Raw genomic sequence first — 17,443 nt, 5'->3', positions numbered from 1 at the left:
CTCCATCTTCGCACGGCAGCCGCTCAAGCACGGTCGTTCCGCCAACGCCCTCCTCCGGATGTTCCGTTGCGCGCAGGATGCCAGCTGGCACATGACAATCTGTCAGGTCCGGAGCGGCGGCGGGCATGCCCGCCTGCTCCACCGTCCATTCAGCCGCGGCAGAGGCGTTCCGTCACCGCGCGACCCGCCTCGTCGGCCGCGGCATCGGGCAGGTTGCGGCTAGCCGACGCCTGCCGCATCAGCCGGTCGCCATCGGCACGCAGCAGGAACCGTGCCGCGACGTCGTGCCGCACGGCAGCCCGCACAGCGCAGAGATAGCCCTCCTGGCTGCCGTAGCGCTCCGTAAGTGAGGGCCGCGGGTCGCCGCTTGCCTCACGGTCGGCCAGGGTGCGGGCGAAGGGGATGTAGCCCCCCGTAAGCCCACCGCCGCAAGGCTGCCCTCGGAAGAAGCCGCCCGCCACCACGTTCCAGCCGGTGTAGGTGCCGAGTGGCGCCTGGTGCAGAACCGATGGCACCCCCGCCGTCTCGTTGCCGTCCGCGTTTACCTTCGGCATCACCGCCGGGATGATGCCCCGGATGCCGGGCGGCTGGCGCGTGATGATGCCGGAAAAGTCGTTGTAGTTCAGCTCGGCTCCGAAATCGTAGTCCATCACGCCCACCGCCATCCCATCGGGGCGCGCTGCGCCGGGAATGTGGGGGAAGCCCATGGCCTCCGCCGTATTCACGGCAAGCTGTCCTTCGCGAAGGGTGGGGTAAGCGCTCGGCGGCGGTTCGGTCCCGCGCACCACCCACTCCACCAGCGCGACCTGGAGAGCGTTCATCGTCTCGGTCTCGGGGTTTGGATTTCGCGGCATGATGCAGCCGGGCGCGGAGACAGGCGCAGGCGAGAAGCCACCCTTCTTGTCCCCGTCATGCGTGGTGCCCGGAAAGTAGTAACGGCGCACGTTGGATGGGAGCGGGAGGTCTCGTCCGCCAGACGTCCCCGTCAACGCCGCCGTCATCAGCCTTGCATTGAACTCGGTAGCCCCGAAGGTCTCGAAGATCTGCGGGCAGGTGTCCGTCGTGCGGCAGCGGTCCAGCAGCCCGGCGGCCGTCCGGCCACGTGCCGTGTCCTCGGTGCGCTCCCACCACAGCACGCCTTCGCCGCCCGGCTCATAGAGGGTGCCGCTGCCGCTCGGGATGCCGAACCGAACATTCACCGCAGTCAGCCGCCCGGCGATGTGCGGGTTGGCGCCGTCGAAGACGCGGCGGCCCGCCTCATCCCGGTTGAAGCCAAGGTGGAGAAAGGTCTTCAGGGCGTTGCCGGACTGCGAGATGCCCTGAGTGACTGCGTGAGTGATCCGGCCCGCCACCGGGTTCACTGTGCCGTTGTCGTCCTGCACCTCGTAACGGAAAAAGGCCGCAACGTCCCGCATCGCGGCAAGCCCGACACCGAGCACCTTTGGGTCGCGTGCCTCGTAGGTCAGCTCGTAGAGCAGGGCGGGATCGAAGCCGTCCCTAAGGCAGAGCATCCGCGGGTTTGGCGTGCCGGGGAACGGCGTGCTCGTGCAGTCCGCGAAGGAGAAGTCGGAGGAGGGCACCTCACGCACCCCGCCCACTTGCCCGGTACGCGTCTCCGACGCTTTGGTAACGAGCCGGGCGCGGGCGGTGTCGAGCGAGGCGGCGTCGTACGGCACAGCCGCGCCGAGCACGACCAGCGGGCGAGATCGCGTGCCCGGGCGGGAATCGGCCATGCGCGCGATAACCGGCCCGGTGATGGGCGAGCCGTCCGGGTTGGTGGCGGTGGGCACCTGCACCGCCCAGTTGCGTTCCGTCTGCGCGAGGTCACCCTGCCAGCCGCTGATGAGGGCTACATGGCCGAAGTCGCCGGGGCTGGTGGCACCCTCGCCTAGCTCCACCGGCGCACCGCGGTTCACCAAGTCGTACCAGAGGACGCCGCTGGCGCGCGCCATATCCGCGGGCTTAGTGAGGCTGAACCGAGCCACGTACTCCACGTGCCCGCTGGCGTTACGGGGTGCCAGCCGCAGGTCCGTGATGATGGCGTTAGTTGGATCCTGGGGATCCAGCTCGCCGAAGGCGCGGCCGCTCAGGCGCAGCTGTGGGATCGTCCCGCCGACAGGTTCGGTCTGGTCGATGGTGATCCGGGCAACGCGCGCTGCGGCGTCCGGCAACTCCAGCACGCCCAGGCCCGCGAGGAGGGCCATAAGAAATCCTGCCCTGTTGCCGAGGCGCGAATAGCCCATGGTTTCCTCCATGTTTCTTGCGGTCAGGAGGTCACCGACAGCCACCGGCGTCAAGCCGGAGGAGATGCCTCACGATGGAGGAAGCGCCGCCCGGTAAAGCGTCTGGCATCCATCCTGTCGCCAGTTCTTCATCGGTAAGCCAATGCGGCTTCCCAGTTCGCCACCAGCACGGACCCCGTCTCGGACTCCGTAATGAAAACTGTTTTACCTTCCAGTCCGAAAGCAAGATTGGTGGTCGTCGCCCCTTCGAAGGATCGGATCCGTGCAATCGGTTCACCCTGTGCCGAGAGCACGACGACAAAGCCAAACGAGGGGTAGATGGCATCGCACCCGGGTGCGCAGAGTCGTTTTCTCCTCCTCATCCAGGAGGGAGCCCAAGGACATCCTGGGTGACAGGTCGGGCGTGGGGCCGCCAACTCGCGGCGGCAACGGCCTTGCTCCGAGATCACTCTCCACGACCAAGCGCAGGGCCTGCGCCACCACTACCGGTAATGGAAGCGGGACCCGGTTATCTCCCTGGTGCATGGTTCTCAGCAGCAAGCTGGTCTCGCCGCCGGACTTGGTGATCTGCAGAGCCTGATAGTCCACGGGTTGCGCAAGGACAGATGTCATTGCGACGAACACGAGCAAGAAACTTAGGAGGGTAGGAGATCGTCGCACTGGCCTGTCTTCTGTTGCCGGTTATGGAACTGACAGTGGCAGACGCACCGAGTGCTGCCTACGACCCCGCTTCCCTGTTCGGGTAACAGTTCGTTGCGCTTCGCATGTAGGTTATGCGGCAGCACAAAAGCCTCACCGAGGTTGCTGATACTCTCGGCTGCCTGTGGTTCGGATCAAAGACGCCCGCATGAAGGTTGTGAGCCCTCTTCAAGCCACGGCTCGTCTCAGAGGCGGCTTCGAAGGCCTATATCTGGCTATGGCTCCACGAGCTGCAGCAGTTCCTGCACCACGTGGTGCCTCGTTCCCATGCCTATGTAATGCGACTTCGGTCCCCACCTCCTTCCGGAGACTGACAGCCCCTTAGGATCGGGTGCGGCCGGAGGGCTACCCCGGCCCGTCTAATCGCCGGGGGGGTGCACAACAGACGTTCGCTCCCCACCCCGGGTGATCATGCTCAGAACATTACAGGCGCTTACTCATGTAGACGGTGATGCCGAGATGTGATGTCTCCTCCCGATCCACCCGATAGCCCACTCGCTCATAAAGTTTCAGGTTCTCGGTAAAGCAACCGTTCGTGTAGAGGCGTACCTCGTCCATACCCAGCGACCGGGCAAGATCCTCGGCGTGGGCCAAAAGGGCACGCCCATATCCGTTTCCTTGGTGGACGGCCGATACCGCGACGTTCACGATTAATAGGTGGTTCACCTCAGCACGCATCTCGATTAGTGCCACCAGTTCCTCCTGCAGCTCCAGCAGGTCCACAAGGTGGTCTTTGACAGCCGCGTCATAGTCGGCGGTCATCGGCTTCGGCTCTCGCCCGATGACGGGGACCCATTTCGCGTAAGCCTCGCGCGTGAGGCTCCGAATAGCTGTAGCATCGCCCGGAGCTGCCCGGCGTAGCGCCGATCGGATCGCCTCAGAGGAGGCTTGGCCTGCCAGTTTCAAGCTTTGCTGCACGATCTTCTCCTGGGATGAATGCAAAGAAAAACCCCCGAAGCCGGGGGCTGCGGGGGTTCGGAGATGCGGGCTGATGCCGCCTCGAGGGTGGGCCGCTAAGGGGCGGACGTCACCGGGGGAGGGGCCTGTCTGCACGCAGCTACGGAAGCCGCCGCTGAAGAGCAGCGACGGCGTCGGTTCGCGGTGCGGAGAGGAAAGCCACCCATGGGGCGGACGTTAGTAGTCTGCCCGAATAGCCGTCAATGAGGTTTGCAGTCATCCTCCTGCCCCGCTAGGGCCACTATGGGTCCAGGCTGTTAAGCATTCGACGACGGATAGCGGATCGCAGGTGTAGAAAATTGCGGTACAATCGGAGCGCCGATGTACCGGCAGTGAGCTAAGGGACCATTAATCTGTTTGTCATGGTGCGCCCACGCTGCTTTGCGCTTTCCTCTTTGTGTTCAACAGATCTCTTAGTAATTCCCTGACTAAATTTTCGTAGCGAGTAGCGTCGATCTTGGTAATATTGTTGTTGTGAAAAGCCTCGTTGCGCAGCTCTTTGAGTTTGTTGAACCGCGTGCGAAGGCTCAGCACACTGTCCAGCAAATCCTTCATGTCCGGCGATCGCCTTGCGTTCTCCAACAAAGAGTCGGTATTTTCTGCAAAAGCTTGTTCGACCATGTGATAAGCAACAGCAAGGCGCCTTAGCGGTGTATCGTCGGTAGGTGATGGTTTTTGTTCCTGCCGATAGTGATCCGGTTCGAGGGAGTCATCTACTGGAGGGGACAGCTGAGCACTGGCTGGAGCCGAACCATAACCTTGTTCACTAGGCTGAGTTGATCCTGCCACCGGGCCGGACACTACACCCGTACCTTCGATTGCGAGATTTGCTTCTGCTTTGTCCAGCTCCCTAGAGAATTCTACTTCTCCGCCGAACATCTTGGCTTTGACCAGCTTACCCAAAGCTCCAGTAATCGGTCTGCGGTATGTGAGCAGAATGATTAGTGCCGTGGTTGGCCATGCCAGCGCGGCAATCACATGACTTGCGAACGTGAATTTGTCCACGTGGATTTCCTATCCAAGGCTAGAGCCATGCGGCGCGCAGCGCTTCAGCGGACAGAAATTCGAAGTTTTCAACTTTCGTTGCGGGAGATTTTCAACGGAGGGTAAAAGTACAGGTGGTTTGGTAATAGCTTGCAACCTTAGACATGTAAACTTATTTTGTAGTTCCAAGCGGCGTTGTTGCGTAGATTTTGCGGATAGGCTTGCGTGAGCAAGGCACCGACGCAGGGCGAGCGCCCTACGACGCGCTATCGAACTCGGAACTGGCGAGAGTACGACAGAGGGCTGATCGCCCGCGGTGACCTGAGCGCCTGGATCTCGTTCGATTTGAATTGGCATGACGCCAAAAGGACGGGGCGGCGGGGTCGGCCTCAGGTCCTCACGGATGCGGCGATCCGAGTGCGCACTAGATATGTTCAGCTGGCAAGCCCGAGAGCTAGGGCTTGTTAGCGGCTGACGAGCTTTGCCGATGGTCGGGAGGTGCGGATGCGCCCCAGGTTGTCGACGATCCGGGGCCGTGCTCCCGGGTTGCCGACGTAGGTATCCGTCGCAGTCCGACCATAGACGTCCTCAACGGTGACGACAAAGGTTGCTGAGGCCCCATCGGTGGAATAGCGCGCTCTAAGCTGCCGAAAGGCAGCCTCCGACACATGGTGCTTTTTGCAGAGGTCCGGCAGCGCTTCACGAAAGCGGCTGATTGCTTCATCCAAGGTTGTGGAAACTGGGCCGCTGGGTGCTGTCCCAGCGAGGAAATCCACGTCGATAAAGCCCTGCGGACTGCTCCCTGCCTCTCCGAAGACGTCTAACTCGTACATGCCGACGAGTTGGCTATAGCCGCTCGCGAGAGAGTCGGCGACGTTGTGGGCAATGGATCGCAATTCGCCGAACCGCATGGGGGTTAGCCTACCCTCCGGGCTGGCTCTTGATCCAATCCATTGTTGCCGCGAGGTGGAGAACGCCGAGGAAGGACGAGGCGGTCTTCTCATAGCGTGTGGCGACGGCGCGCCACTCCTTGAGTCTGCTCAGAGGCGCTCGACGCGGTTGCGATTGGTGTAGATCCAACTCGGACACGTGACCGGGGCCTCGTTGCTTTTCGATGGGATGGCGGGGCGTGCGCCGAGGTTTCAGACGTGCTCGCGGAAGGCGTGGCTGGAGTAGCCGCGGTCACCGACGACCCAAAACGGCACGCCGGGGAGGGTGGCGAGGAGGGGGATGGCATGTGGCAGCTCATGCGCCTGCCCTGGCGCAATCGAGAAGGAGACGGCGCGGCCTGTGCTGTCTGCGATCACGCGGACCTTGGTGCCGCAGCCGCCCCGAGATCGGCCAAGCGCCTCACGCTTGTCGCGCTCCGACCCTGTCGCGCCTTTTTAGCCGCCCCTGCTGCCTTGGCGTGGGCCCGGATTGAGGTGCCGTGGAGGAAGGTATGCCGAGCCCTACACCTCGCTCCTGCGCCATCTTCAGAAGGCGCTCCCAGACACCCAGCCGCGACCACCGGATGAATGTCTGCGCCGCTATCCACCATGGTCCCTCCTCTGCGGGGAGGGCTCGCCACTTCGCTCCACTGTTGTGCCGCCAGAGGATCGCGCCGATGGTTCGGCGCAGGTGCTGCGGCGGCACCTTCGCACGCGGACGGCACGCCTCGACCAACGGCTCCAGCACCGCCCATTGCCCATTTGTCAGCGCCATCGCGTTCTCCAACAGCCAGAGAACGCAGGCATGGTGCATTGGATTCACGTGCTAACGGGCCCTAGAAGTCATCCCAAACCCGAAGAATAAACAGCTTTTACTTCTAAGCAAATCAGGTGGCCATCGTCGTCAACATTCAACCGAACAAGAATACCGTCCCGTCCTCGGCGAATGTAATGGTAATATCCTCGGAGTATTGGAGAATACTCTAAGTTCCATCCTTGTTGGCGGAGTGCGCTCTCGATTGCTACTCGGGATGAGCCGAGCGGAAGTTGTTCCCTTAACTCATCCTCGATCCTCCGCGCTTCCATGGTTAGAGACGGCTCACGCGAGAGCCAAGACCAAAGTGGCAACACCACCACAGCAACACCGATGCTGACGACGTAGCGCCGCTTCATTTTTCTGTCCGGAACCGCCTCGGCGGCGCCCACGAGCCATCCAGCCGACCCAAGAGGCGCTGCACTTGGCGGTGGGACCACTCCCCGCCTTCCCTCGTGGCGATCCCGGCCTCATTGAGGGCGGCGGCGATCTCCATGGTACTGGCCCTCGTCAGCCGCAGCCGCTGGACATGCCGGACTACCTTCTGCGCGAACTCGGCGGCGGCGGCGGCGGCGGCGGCGCGGCGGGCCGCATTGGCCTGCGCGGTGGCAGGAAGCCGGGCTTCGAGCCGCCGGACCTTCCGCCCGAGCCGGGCGATCTCGGCCTCGGGCTCCGCGACAAGCGCCCGGAGGCGCTGGACCTCCGCGCCCATTAGGCGGCCACGCGCGCCAACAAGGAGAGCTTCTTCCTGCACCAGCCTCGTTCAGACGCTCATCGAGAGCAGCCCGAGCGAACCGGCGACCGCACCTGCACCGGACGGCGAGAGGATGCCTTGGAGCGTCGCCAAGGCCGCCCCAGCATCAGAGGCGGCGCGGGCAGCGTGGGAGGGGATCGTCTTCCAAGTCTTCCACGCCTCACCGTCGCGAGTGCCGACGAGCGTTCCGTCCTCCTTCGCGGTGACGGCGTAGACCGAGCCCCCGGATTTGAAGGTGAAGTCCCTCACCTTCAGCGTGCCCGGAGCCTGCCCGGTAGCGGCGGCCTGCTCATCGGTCACCGGCCGCACGTCGATGCCGCTCTCGCCCAACTGGCGACTGACGTAGGACACCGAGTAGCCGACCGCCTTATCGGACTCAACTTTCGCAGCAGCAGCCTTTTCCTCGCCAATGTACTTAGCAAGGCTGGACCACCTAAAACGAGCTATGGCATCTGCCAGTTCGTTGTGGTCCCTGACCGCCTCCACAAGCGAGTTGACGCGCTGCTCCGCCGTCCTGTCGCCGGGGTGGGAGACAGCGGACAAGGTGCCCGGGCTGATCGAGATCACCACGGCGGGCGACGGCGGCGCGGCCGAGGGAATGGAGGGAGCCGCAACGGCGCCCGCCGAGGCTTGCACCGCAAGGCTGGGCTGCGGAACGACCGGGCTCATCGCGGCGATGGTGGTCACGACACAGGCTCCTTCCAGCCTATCTTGCGAGGCACCGGGTTAAGAAAGGGTCACTCCGCCTTCCTGCCTTCCAGAGGCGTGAAGGTCCGCTCAGGGTCGCCTGCCGAAGTACCCTGCTCGACCGGAGGCTAACGCTGGGTGGGGTGGCGAGCAGACTTTCTAATCTTCGATCAACCGCCAGCCGGATAGTAAGGCTCGGGTCTTCCGGTCGAAGGAGTAGACGCACCCTCCTCCGGCACCGGGCTGATCCTCGGCGCGGCTGATCGGCACGTTCTTCAGGTGGCAGAGCAGCAGCGCGCCAACACCGCCGTGGGAGACGATGGCGATGTCCCCATCTCCGGGTGCCTCCGCGAGGATGCGCTCCACCGCGGCGACGATCCGGCGCTGGGCATCGACAGCACGCTCCCACCCTCGCACGCTCTCCTCCGGGTGCGCAAAGAAGAGGTTGACCGTTGCCTCGAACTCCGCTTTGGGCAGGTAGCCCGTAGCCGAGCGGTCATTCTCACCCAGTTCTGCGACGATGATCGGCAAGAGGCCGAAGCGGTCCGCTATCAGCCGGGTGGCATCCGTGGCCTTGCGCTCGGCGCTGCTGAACACGGCTCCCAACCCGCTCATCCAGGGCTGCTCCAGCGCCAGGCTCATCCGGTGGGAGCCCGCCGGGGAGAGCGGCCACTCCGGCACCGGCACGGATGGATCGATGACGACTTCCGGGTGCGTGATGAAGTGCAGGAGGGGCATTGCGGTCCATTGGCTTGGTTCAGCAGAGATTGTGCCGTCTCTGAGGGAGACGACACCAGCCGCGCCTGAAAGGTCTGCAAAGGATCGCCTGCCGCGGTACCCTGCTCGACCGGGGGCTAACGCTGGGTGGGGTAGCTAGCGGACCCTATAGAGTGCTTCTGCTAGCGCCTCGTATTGCCCCGGTGTCGTGTCGGTCAGGGCATCGTCGCGCCCGGTGAGCGTGTCGTCATAGCTGATAGGCTGGTTGAACTGGCTTGCAGTGAAGTCGAATCGTTCACCGTTGATGAGATTGTAAAAGTGCCAAGCATCCCCGACGCGGGTCTTGGCAAGTTCTCCGCCAAGATGATCCTGTGCGACGAGGGCAGTCACACTGCATTGGCCGCTAGCAGGGTTCGCAAGACTGTAGGTGCTGGCCGTGTCGAGCGACCAGCATTGACCTATCAAACGACCGAAATCCGCTGGATTGAGGCGCATGATACGAGCTTGGCAGCGTCCCTCTAGGACCGCAAAGGGTGGAGGCTGTGTGGAAAGACGTGACGAGCGGCTTCTCTGCCTTGAATTGGCAGCCAAGCTGCGTCGCCATGGTATCGTCTGGCCTACTGAAGGATTTAGCTGTGCCGAATGGACCTGAGCGGGCAGAGATGTGGCGGTCGTTCATCGCCGACCGTTGTGGTTACCCTGCCCCCGATCGGCTCCGTGCCCAACTAGCAGTCGCCGAGTTCCACTCGTTCTGTCCTTGCGGCTGCAACAGCTTTGATGTCCGTATCCCGCTTAGCTCTGATGTCCCGCCCCTCACGGAGCCGACCGGCACAGGAGGCATGTTCTTCGAAGCTGACTTTGGCCTCGCTTCAGGTGACCGCCTGGAAGTGCTCTTGTTTGTTGACGGATCAGGCAATCTTTCCTTTGTCGAAGTGAGCGTGAACGTCAACAGTGCCCCGGTCCCTGACGAGATACACCTCCATGGTCCTGCTCAGCACGGGCATGTGTCGGCCAGCCTGCTCCAGGATTAACAGGCACAGCACCTTGATGCTGATTCTCAGGCGCAAGACGGCAAGCTACCCTACTTCTGCGAGATCAGGAGATGCACGGTGGCGCGCTACGTCGAGGGCTGGAACCGGAACCAAAGCTTTTTGCTGCCCGAAAGCGTTGACGATTACCTGGGCGAGGACAATCCCGCGCGGATGGTCGACGTGTTCGTGGATGAGCTAGACCTTGCCGAGCTGGGCTTCGGCCGCGCCACGCCCGCCGACACTGGTCGCCCTGGCTACCAAGGCCTTAATAGAGGAAAGGCATGAGATTACGGTGGTGATCCTGCCGGTGATGGGTTGTCCGAGTTAGAGAGCAGACTGCTCAACAATCGCGACGGGAAGACTGATGGCTACTGAGAAAAGAGATCAGTTGGATAAGGAATGGAGCGACAGAGTAGCTGGTATTGTGATCGCAACTCTAGTCGCCGCGAGGCCCCAAATCCTTTCCCTGACCGAAGATGAGATGCTTCGCTGCGCGGAGATCATCGCGGAGGAAATTCGCGTCCGCTTGGCTCTGGGAGACCGACCAATAGGGCAGTGACCGGAGGCAGGTTCCATGACCTGAACGCAAGGAAGCCAAAGTACTTCAAGGGGAGCTTCTTCCTGCACCAGCCTCGTTCAGACGCTCATCGAGAGCAGCCCGAGTGATCCCGCCACCGCACCTGCACCGGACTGCGAGAGGATGCCTTGGAGCGTCGCCAAGGCCGCTCCGGCATCGGAGGCGGCGCGGGCAGCGTGGGAGGGGATCGTCTTCCAAGTCTTCCACGCCTCGCCGTCGCGGGTGCCGACCAGCGTTCCGTCCTCCTTCGCGGTGACGGCGTAGGACGAGCCCCCGGCCTTGAAGGTGAAGTCCCTCACCTTCAGCGTGCCCAGAGCCGACCTGGATCAAGAGCCCCTCAACGTCGAGCAGTCCGCCGAGAAAAACCTTCTTTCACGCCCGCTGGCCGGGGCGGCGCGGGAAAACCGCTGTCCACGATGATGCCGGAGGTGATGGTTGTTCCAACGCACACTCGGCCAAATCCGGACCACCTACGAGCCGATCCAAGTGAGTTCCACCTGGATCCCGCAATCAAGGTCTATGCTCTCAACATGAGGATCAAGGTCAGAGATGCAGCAGGAAGCATGACCCGACATAGGTGGTTCAGGAACACGGAGTGGAGCGAGACCATCGAAGAAGCATTTGCTGATCGCCTTGGCCGAGCAACGAAGAAGGCTGACTACCTTCGAATCCAAGCATCCTATCTGACGAAGAATTATCCACAGGTGGCGCTACGGCTTCTCGACCAGTATTTTGCTTTGGGAGAGGATGCCGCGCATGCTCAAGCTCATGTTCAGCGTGCTGAATCTTACCTCGTCCTTGGTGAGGTTCGTGCGGCGGTGGCTTGCTATGAAGCCGCCCTTGCAAGGGAAGGCTTATCCCCTAACCTCCTAACGCAAGCCTATGTTGACCTTCCGGTTCTGATTGCCACTCAGTGTTTAACTGACTTGTACGACCGTGCACTCAACATCTTGGATAGAAGCCGATCTCGGCCGACTTTTCCGCTTGAGCAATACCGATGGAACGCGGCTCGTGCGCTGATCCTGAAAGAACTTGGAGATGCCGGAGAGGCGAAAGCGGCTGCCGAACGGGCGCTGGTCGCAGCGGCGAAGGAGATGTCCGGCTTCCGTTACCAAGCTCATCTCGGATTGGTGCAGCAGCTTGAGGACGACCTGGGTAGCAGAGTTCGAGCTTTTGCTGAGAAGCCCGACAAAACGTCCCTCCGAGGTCACCTGCGTCGGTTGATGAGGAAGGCAGGTTCAACAGGGTCCAGCAAAGGCTAGAATGACCTGAACTCAAGGAAGTCGAAGGACTTCAAGGAAAGCTTCTTCCGGCACTACCTTCGGTCAAACGCTCATCGAGAGCAGCCCGAGCGAACCAGCGACCGCACCTGCACCGGACGGCGAGAGGATGCCTTAGAGCGTCGCCAAGGCCGCCCCAGCATCAGAGGCGGCGCGGGCAGCGTGGGAGGGGATCGTCTTCCAAGTCTTCCACGCCTCGCCGTCGCGAGTGCCAACGAGCGTTCCGTCCTCCTTCGCGGTGACGGCGTAGGACGAGCCCCCGGACTTGAAGGCGAAGGACGCCACCTTCAGCGTGCCCGGAGCTTGTCCGGTGACGGCGGCCTGCTCATCGGTCACCGCCCGCACGTCGATCCTGCTCTCACCGAACTCCCGACCAAGACGGGTCGCCGAGTAGGAGAGGTACTTCATGGAGGCCATCTTTTCGGCCTCGGCCCTTTCCGGGCCAGCGATCTCAGCGAACTTCTTCCAATCCATCTGCGCCACGGCGTCGGCGATGTCGTTGTGCGTCTTGACCGCCTCCACCAGCGAGCTGACGCGCTGCTCTGCCGTCTTGTCGCTGGGGTGGGAGACGGCGGACTGGGTGCCCGGACTGATCGAGATCACCACGGCGGGCGACGGCGGCGCCGCCAAGGGAATGGAGGGAGCCGCAGCGGCGCCCGTTGAGGCTTGCACAGCAAGGCTAGGCTGCGAGACAACCGGGCTCATCGTGGCGATGGTGGTCACGACACAACTCCTTCCAGCCTATCTTGCGAGGCACCCGGTTAAGGAACGGTCACTCCGCCTTCCTGCCTTCCAGAGGCGTGAAGGTCCGCTCAGGGTGGATTGTGTTGAAAAAGTTGGTTGAGGCGACGGGCCAGGACTGATTCAGTTCTCCGGACGGCGGAGAGCATGGCGATGATGGGCGAGCGGCCGGTGCGGCAGGAGGCTTTGTTCTACGGTTTCAGCCTGGAAGAGCACGTCCCCGCCGATCATCTGCTGCGCAGCATCGACCGCTTCGTCGAGCTGAGAAGCATCCGCCAGCACCTCGAGCCCTTCTACAGCGCCATTGGCCGCCCCTCGATCGACCCCGAGCTGACCATCCGCATGCTGCTGGTGGGCTACTGCTGTGGCATCCGCTCGGAGCGGCGGCTGTGCGAGGAGGTCATCTGAACCTTGCCTATCGCTGGTTCTGCCGCCTCGGCCTGGACGGCGCCGTGCCCGATCACTCGACGTTTAGCAAGAACCGGTACGGCCGCTTCCGCGACAGCGACCTGCTGCGTCAGCTGTTCGAGGCGACCGTGCGGCGCTGCATGGCCGAGGGCATCGTGGGCGGCCAGGGCTTCGCGGTGGACTCCAGCCTGATCCGGGCCGATGCGCACCGGCAGAAGGGCGTCGCCAGCCGCGAGGAGCTGGACCCCGAGAGCACCACCCGCGCCGTGACCGAGTACCTGACCGTACTGGACGATGCCGCATTCGGTGCCGCCACCGAGGTCGAACCCAAGTTCATCTCGCCGACCGACCCGGCAGCGCGCTGGACGGCCGCCGCCGGTGGCCCCGCCTGCTGCGACAACTATCTGATCGACGTGGAGCACGCCGTCATTGTGGACGTGGAGGCTACCACGGCCGTGCGCCAGGCCGAAGTGGGCGCCGCGCAGACCATGCTGACCCGCACGGCAGAAACGTTCGGCCTGTGGCCCGAGCGCCTGGTAGCCGACACCGGCTACGGCTCGGCGGCCATGCTCGACTGGCTGGTGCACGAGCAGGGGATCGAGCCGCACATACCGGTGTTCGACAAGTCGACCCGCAAGGACGGTACGTTCAGCCGCTCCGACTTCACCTACGACCACGAGCGCGACCTCTACGTCTGCCCTGCCGGGAAGGAGCTGATGCACTACCGGCGTCAGTTCCAGCAGCCTCGGGTCGGGGTCGAAGCCGAAGGCCTCATGCGCTACCGCGCCACCAAGCACGACTGTGGGCCCTGTGCACTGAAGGAGCGCTGCTGCCCGAAGCAGTCCGCCCGTAAGGTTCTGCGCTCCATCAACGAGGGCGCCCGGGACATGGCGCGCGACATCGCCAAGACCGACGCCTATGCCGTCTCCCGATGTAAGCGAAAGAAGGTCGACATGCTGTTCGCCCACCTCAAGCGCATCCTGCGCCTCGACCGATCGCGGCTGCGAGGCCCGTGTGGCGCCCGCGACGAGTTCCACCTCGCAGCCGCCGCCCAGAACCTGCGCAAGCTCGCCAAGCTGATCCCCACCGGCGTGCCGTCAGCCCTGCCAGGCTGATGCGCGAGCAGCCTTCGGGGCGGTAGCCAATCAAGGCGGCAGGCTCAGCCGGAAGGCAGCAGCGCCTTTTTCAACAGCATCGGTCGCGACTGATCATTCACCAGGGCGGTTGGTATAATCTTCAATCAGGCGCCAGTCGGAGAGTAGGGTGCGGGTGTCCATATCAAAGGAGTAGACACATCTTCCTCCTGTATTCGGCTCCTCTTCGGACCGGCTTATCGGCACATCATTGAGATGGCAGAGAAGGAGCGCCCCAACCCCGCCGTGGGAGATGACAGCGATGTCCCCGCTCTCGGGTGCCCCGGCGACGACGCGCTCCACCGCGGCGACGATCCGGCGCTGCGCATCGATGGCTCGCTCCCACCCACGCACGCTCTCCTCTGGGTGCGCGAAGAAGAGGTTGGCGGTCGCTTCGAACTCTGCCTTGGGTAGATAGCCAGTCGCCGAGCGGTCGTTCTCACCCATTTCCGCGACAACCACCGGCGAGAGGCCGAAGTGATCCGCCACCAGCCGAACGGCATCCGTGGCCTTGCGCTCGGCGCTGCTGATCACCGAGCCCACTCGGCTCAGCCAGGGCCGCTCCAGCGCCACGCCCATCCGGCGGATGCCCTCTGGAGACAGCGGACAGTCCGGCACCGGGATGGACGGTCAATGACTGCTTCCGGGTGTGTGATAAAATGCAGCGTGTGCATAGCTATCCACTGGCTTGGTCCAGCGGTGATCATGCCGTCATCGAGGCGGATTGCGCGAGATGCACTCGGAAGGCCTGCAGCGGGTTGGACCGGCGTTAGGTGCCCGACTGGGCCTCAAGTCAGGTAAAGTGGTGAGCAAGCTCTCCGTGACTCGTCAGCATCACCCTCGCATCTCTTAAACCCGCCCTGTCGCTGTCCAGCGTGCCACGCTCAGCTTGCCATTCATCCGTGCCTGCTGCGCTGCGTGGTCCCATTCGTAGGTGACGGCGCGTAGGTCGGCCGACCATGCCCCACCTGGCTCGCGCGTAACCATGGCATAACGGGCGTGCGGCGCTCCGGTCTCGATCGCGTGCGGGACTGGGCTATCATCCGTATAGGCGGGCATCCCGACGCTGCCGGGGTTCACCACCGTGACGTCGCCGATCCTAACAGCGCGGGGCACGTGCGTGTGGCCGCACAGGACGAGGCATGCGGAGCCGATGCCTGCCAGCCGCGTCAGAATCGCGTCCTCAGGAGCGAGAACTGCCTGGCCGCTCCCCACGTCCTCGAGTAGGTAGTCGAGATCGCCGCCAGCGGGGCTGCCGTGGCAGGCGAACACCTCACCATCAGCAAGCCGCAAGGTCGTCGGCAGAGTTCCAATCCAGGCCATGTGCGCCGCCGACAGCAGAGGGCGTGCGAAGGCGACCGAACTGCTGGCGTCATCGCCTTCCAGGAGGTTGCGTTCGTGATTGCCAGCCAAGGTTGGGCATCCCAGAGCGATCTGCACGTCGGCGCTGCCTACTGGGTCGAAGGGATCGGTGACCAAGTCGCCCAGGTTGACGACGAGGTCGGGTGCTTGTGCGCGCAGGTCAGACAGCACGGCTTCCAGGGCGAGCAGGTTGCCGTGGGCGTCAGCGAGAACGGCGATGCGCATCAGCATGGCTTCCGGACGAGGATCGATGCGGTCCCGCTCAGACTTTCGGCATGCCGGGCCGGGCTGTGACTGAGGACATCGAAAGAAGTTTGAGTTCCGCGTGCCACTCCACCCTCCGTTGCACTAAGCAGGGCAGACGCGGTGGCTGTGACCCGTTTGGTTGCCGGTCTGGCCACATCCCCCCTCGCGGAAGCGCCACCTTGCCTGGGCAGGTGGATTGGCGTCGGGCGTCTACCCAACTCTTGATGTGATGCTGCTACTAAACCGCTCGGTGCGGCTTCGCAATTTCACCAACCTTGGTGGATAAGATGTCTGCTCGGGGGCACCTGCCAAGGTAGCCTCCCGGCCGCAGGGCTCTCGCGCCGGGTGGAGTAGCTTGCAGACTTCGCCTGTCCGTCTCTGTAGCATCCGGCTTATGTCTGAGCCTGATATCCGTCCTGCACGTCTGGCCGACTTGCCCGGAGTCCTTGCCCTGTACGGCTACTTGCATCCTGATGAATCACCGGCAGAGCCTGCCGCTGCTGAGGCAGCTTGGTCGGCTCTCCTCTCATCGAGCGTGACCATCCCCTTTGTGGCGGACGTAGGAGGGGTGCTCGTGTCGTCCTGCACGCTCGCGATCATCCCCAATCTAACCCGTGGGGCTCGACCCTATGGCGTCATAGAGAACGTCGTGACCCACGGTGACCATCGCAGGACCGGCTTAGGTCGCGCCGTGCTTCATGCTGCGATCAATCGGGCATGGAGCGCCGACTGCTACAAGGTCATGCTCGCGACCAGTTCGAGAATGGAAGCTACATTGGGCTTCTATGAAGCCGCTGGGTTCCAGCGAGGAGGGAAGACCTACTTCGAAATTCGCCGACCATAGGGCTACTTGGGGTTAGCCCGACGACGGCCCCCCTGCTCCTTGCGGCGTCATCACCATTGCCGCTCGTCCGTCAGCATGCTGACCAGCAGCAGGAACGACCAGTTCGCGATCTAAGAGCCTGTTTGAGCGGCCCTCAGCCGTCCGCCCCCATCTTCTCCTAAGGTGAACACCGTGAGCTGCCTGGCGGGGCGGAAGGGTGGGAGAGATGTGGACGGGTTGAGCCGCAAAGCGGATCAACCATCGGGCTCGCCATGCGGCGTGCCTGAAACAGGTAGTCTCTTGGCATGCCGTGCGGGAGGTGGCGCGCTGGCTGGAGCGTGCGGATTGACCGAGAAGCGGCGGAGCAACGCCGACGGTGGCTGTCGTGCGGGCAATCGCCTGGCACCTTCGGGTGGGCGGCGGGTGGCGGGCGCTGCCATCTGGAATGCCGACGGTCTATGGCTGGTTCCGGCGCTGGCAGTCGTTGGGCTTGTTCGAGCGGATGATGCACGATCTGGCACAGCTACGCCGCCGGGCTGTGGGGCGCAGGCCGCAGCCACGGCTGGCGATCATCGACACACAGACGGTGAAGTGCCTCCCCGTGCGCGGGGCGTGCGGCTATGACGCTGCCAAGCGCGTGGCGCTGGTCGACGCGGAAGGGCACTGGCTAGCGGTCGCCGTGGTTCCGGCCTCTGTGCAGGAGCGGGACACACTGACTGCACTGGATGACGGCAAAGCGGCGTGGCCGAGATTGCGCGTGGCGATCCTCGACGGCGCCTTCACCGCGGAACGCTGTCAGGTCTGGTCCAATTTGCACGGCATGCGCCACGAGATCGTCACCCGAACGCCAGGACAAAAGGGGTTTGCGTTGCTGCCGCGACGCTGGGTCGTGGAACGCAGCTTCGGCTGGCTCACCCACTGGGATGGCCTGCTACGCGACCGCGCAGGGCGCCTGGACGTGGCCACCGCCAGGATTGAGTGCGCGGCCGTCTTCGCCGCCACCGAAGCCTTGATCAATCCAGCATAATACCAATCGCCCTGGTGGATGACCGCTCAGG

Annotated in this window: 18 protein-coding genes, 3 pseudogenes and 1 riboswitch; of the genes and pseudogenes, 7 read left to right on the top strand and 14 right to left on the bottom strand. The window is 63.4% G+C overall.

The genetic code is table 11. The features are described from left to right. Positions 1-149: 149 nt before the first annotated feature. The 7 genes and pseudogenes from EAH89_RS15945 to EAH89_RS33465 all read right to left on the bottom strand — a co-directional run bounded on the left by EAH89_RS15945 (position 150) and on the right by EAH89_RS33465 (position 7,122). Complete coding sequence (locus EAH89_RS15945) at positions 150-2,243, bottom strand: alpha/beta hydrolase domain-containing protein (protein WP_194152339.1); 2,094 nt, start codon at positions 2,241-2,243, stop codon at positions 150-152. A gap of 1,122 nt (positions 2,244-3,365) precedes the next feature. Beyond that, a complete protein-coding gene (locus tag EAH89_RS15940; RefSeq protein WP_241667046.1) occupies positions 3,366-3,860 on the bottom strand; it encodes a GNAT family N-acetyltransferase in 495 nt (164 codons plus the stop codon). A gap of 399 nt (positions 3,861-4,259) precedes the next feature. Further along, positions 4,260-4,904, bottom strand: coding sequence for a hypothetical protein (locus EAH89_RS15935; RefSeq protein WP_140884680.1), 645 nt, complete (start codon positions 4,902-4,904; stop codon positions 4,260-4,262). A gap of 443 nt (positions 4,905-5,347) precedes the next feature. After that, on the bottom strand, positions 5,348-5,794 hold the full coding sequence (locus EAH89_RS15925; RefSeq protein ID WP_140884678.1) for a hypothetical protein: 447 nt from the start codon (positions 5,792-5,794) through the stop codon (positions 5,348-5,350). Between the two features lie 10 nt (positions 5,795-5,804). Continuing rightward, positions 5,805-6,587 (bottom strand): annotated as a pseudogene (locus EAH89_RS15920) (IS5 family transposase). 68 nt (positions 6,588-6,655) lie between these two features. Then, positions 6,656-7,018 (bottom strand): hypothetical protein, encoded by a 363-nt coding sequence (locus EAH89_RS31770; protein WP_162559126.1) that lies wholly within the window; start codon positions 7,016-7,018, stop codon positions 6,656-6,658. Beyond that, positions 6,982-7,122, bottom strand: a complete 141-nt coding sequence (locus tag EAH89_RS33465) for a recombinase family protein (protein WP_408906298.1) — start codon at positions 7,120-7,122, stop codon at positions 6,982-6,984. Before EAH89_RS33465 ends, EAH89_RS31770 begins: the two co-directional genes overlap by 37 nt. A 33-nt stretch (positions 7,123-7,155) precedes the next feature. Between EAH89_RS33465 and EAH89_RS32640 the strand changes: the two genes are divergently transcribed. Next, positions 7,156-7,341 carry a hypothetical protein gene (locus tag EAH89_RS32640; protein ID WP_241667045.1) on the top strand — a complete coding sequence of 62 codons (186 nt, stop codon included), beginning with the start codon at positions 7,156-7,158 and terminating at the stop codon, positions 7,339-7,341. Between the two features lie 48 nt (positions 7,342-7,389). Here EAH89_RS32640 and EAH89_RS15910 read toward each other — a convergent pair whose 3' ends face one another. The 3 genes from EAH89_RS15910 to EAH89_RS15900 all read right to left on the bottom strand — a co-directional run bounded on the left by EAH89_RS15910 (position 7,390) and on the right by EAH89_RS15900 (position 9,279). Continuing rightward, positions 7,390-8,067: a hypothetical protein gene (locus EAH89_RS15910; RefSeq protein WP_140884676.1), complete on the bottom strand. Its 678-nt coding sequence runs from the start codon at positions 8,065-8,067 to the stop codon at positions 7,390-7,392. Positions 8,068-8,226: 159 nt separating this feature from the next. Then, positions 8,227-8,805: a histidine phosphatase family protein gene (locus EAH89_RS15905; RefSeq protein WP_140884675.1), complete on the bottom strand. Its 579-nt coding sequence runs from the start codon at positions 8,803-8,805 to the stop codon at positions 8,227-8,229. Between the two features lie 135 nt (positions 8,806-8,940). After that, on the bottom strand, positions 8,941-9,279 hold the full coding sequence (locus EAH89_RS15900; RefSeq protein ID WP_140884674.1) for a YunG family protein: 339 nt from the start codon (positions 9,277-9,279) through the stop codon (positions 8,941-8,943). A gap of 344 nt (positions 9,280-9,623) precedes the next feature. On the opposite strand from EAH89_RS15900, the gene EAH89_RS15895 reads away from it, so the two are divergent. Both EAH89_RS15895 and EAH89_RS15890 read left to right on the top strand, forming a co-directional pair. Continuing rightward, on the top strand, positions 9,624-9,815 hold the full coding sequence (locus EAH89_RS15895) for a hypothetical protein (RefSeq protein WP_140884673.1): 192 nt from the start codon (positions 9,624-9,626) through the stop codon (positions 9,813-9,815). 78 nt (positions 9,816-9,893) lie between these two features. Further along, positions 9,894-10,073: pseudogene (locus EAH89_RS15890) on the top strand (IS5/IS1182 family transposase); the annotation flags it as partial. Positions 10,074-10,451: 378 nt separating this feature from the next. On the opposite strand, the gene EAH89_RS15885 reads toward EAH89_RS15890, so the two are convergent. Then, complete coding sequence (locus EAH89_RS15885; RefSeq protein WP_140884672.1) at positions 10,452-10,691, bottom strand: hypothetical protein; 240 nt, start codon at positions 10,689-10,691, stop codon at positions 10,452-10,454. Between the two features lie 231 nt (positions 10,692-10,922). On the opposite strand from EAH89_RS15885, the gene EAH89_RS15880 reads away from it, so the two are divergent. Then, positions 10,923-11,654, top strand: coding sequence for a tetratricopeptide repeat protein (locus EAH89_RS15880; RefSeq protein WP_194152337.1), 732 nt, complete (start codon positions 10,923-10,925; stop codon positions 11,652-11,654). A 132-nt stretch (positions 11,655-11,786) separates the two neighbouring features. On the opposite strand, the gene EAH89_RS15875 is transcribed toward EAH89_RS15880, so the two are convergent. Beyond that, the gene (locus tag EAH89_RS15875; RefSeq protein ID WP_140884671.1) at positions 11,787-12,395 is read right to left on the bottom strand and encodes a hypothetical protein; all 609 of its coding nucleotides are present in this window, start codon (positions 12,393-12,395) and stop codon (positions 11,787-11,789) included. Between the two features lie 171 nt (positions 12,396-12,566). Between EAH89_RS15875 and EAH89_RS15870 the strand changes: the two are divergent. Further along, positions 12,567-13,936 (top strand): annotated as a pseudogene (locus EAH89_RS15870) (transposase). Positions 13,937-14,029: 93 nt separating this feature from the next. Here EAH89_RS15870 and EAH89_RS15865 read toward each other — a convergent pair. After that, positions 14,030-14,533, bottom strand: coding sequence for a histidine phosphatase family protein (locus tag EAH89_RS15865; protein ID WP_140884670.1), 504 nt, complete (start codon positions 14,531-14,533; stop codon positions 14,030-14,032). A gap of 270 nt (positions 14,534-14,803) precedes the next feature. Next, complete coding sequence (locus EAH89_RS15860; RefSeq protein ID WP_206667572.1) at positions 14,804-15,547, bottom strand: metallophosphoesterase family protein; 744 nt, start codon at positions 15,545-15,547, stop codon at positions 14,804-14,806. A 140-nt stretch (positions 15,548-15,687) separates the two neighbouring features. After that, a riboswitch (SAM-I-IV-variant riboswitch) is annotated at positions 15,688-15,795 on the bottom strand. A 161-nt stretch (positions 15,796-15,956) separates the two neighbouring features. On the opposite strand from EAH89_RS15860, the gene EAH89_RS15855 reads away from it, so the two are divergent. Both EAH89_RS15855 and EAH89_RS15850 read left to right on the top strand, forming a co-directional pair. Then, the gene (locus EAH89_RS15855; RefSeq protein ID WP_140884669.1) at positions 15,957-16,406 is read left to right on the top strand and encodes a GNAT family N-acetyltransferase; all 450 of its coding nucleotides are present in this window, start codon (positions 15,957-15,959) and stop codon (positions 16,404-16,406) included. A 355-nt stretch (positions 16,407-16,761) separates the two neighbouring features. Further along, a complete protein-coding gene (locus EAH89_RS15850; protein ID WP_140884668.1) occupies positions 16,762-17,412 on the top strand; it encodes a transposase in 651 nt (216 codons plus the stop codon). Positions 17,413-17,443: the final 31 nt, after the last annotated feature.

Origin of the sequence: Muricoccus nepalensis, assembly GCF_006438825.1 — a bacterium.
GTDB classification, from domain to species: domain Bacteria; phylum Pseudomonadota; class Alphaproteobacteria; order Acetobacterales; family Acetobacteraceae; genus Roseomonas; species Roseomonas nepalensis.
Note: the sequence above shows the minus strand (reverse complement) of the source record. Positions and strands in the feature narration are given on the sequence as shown.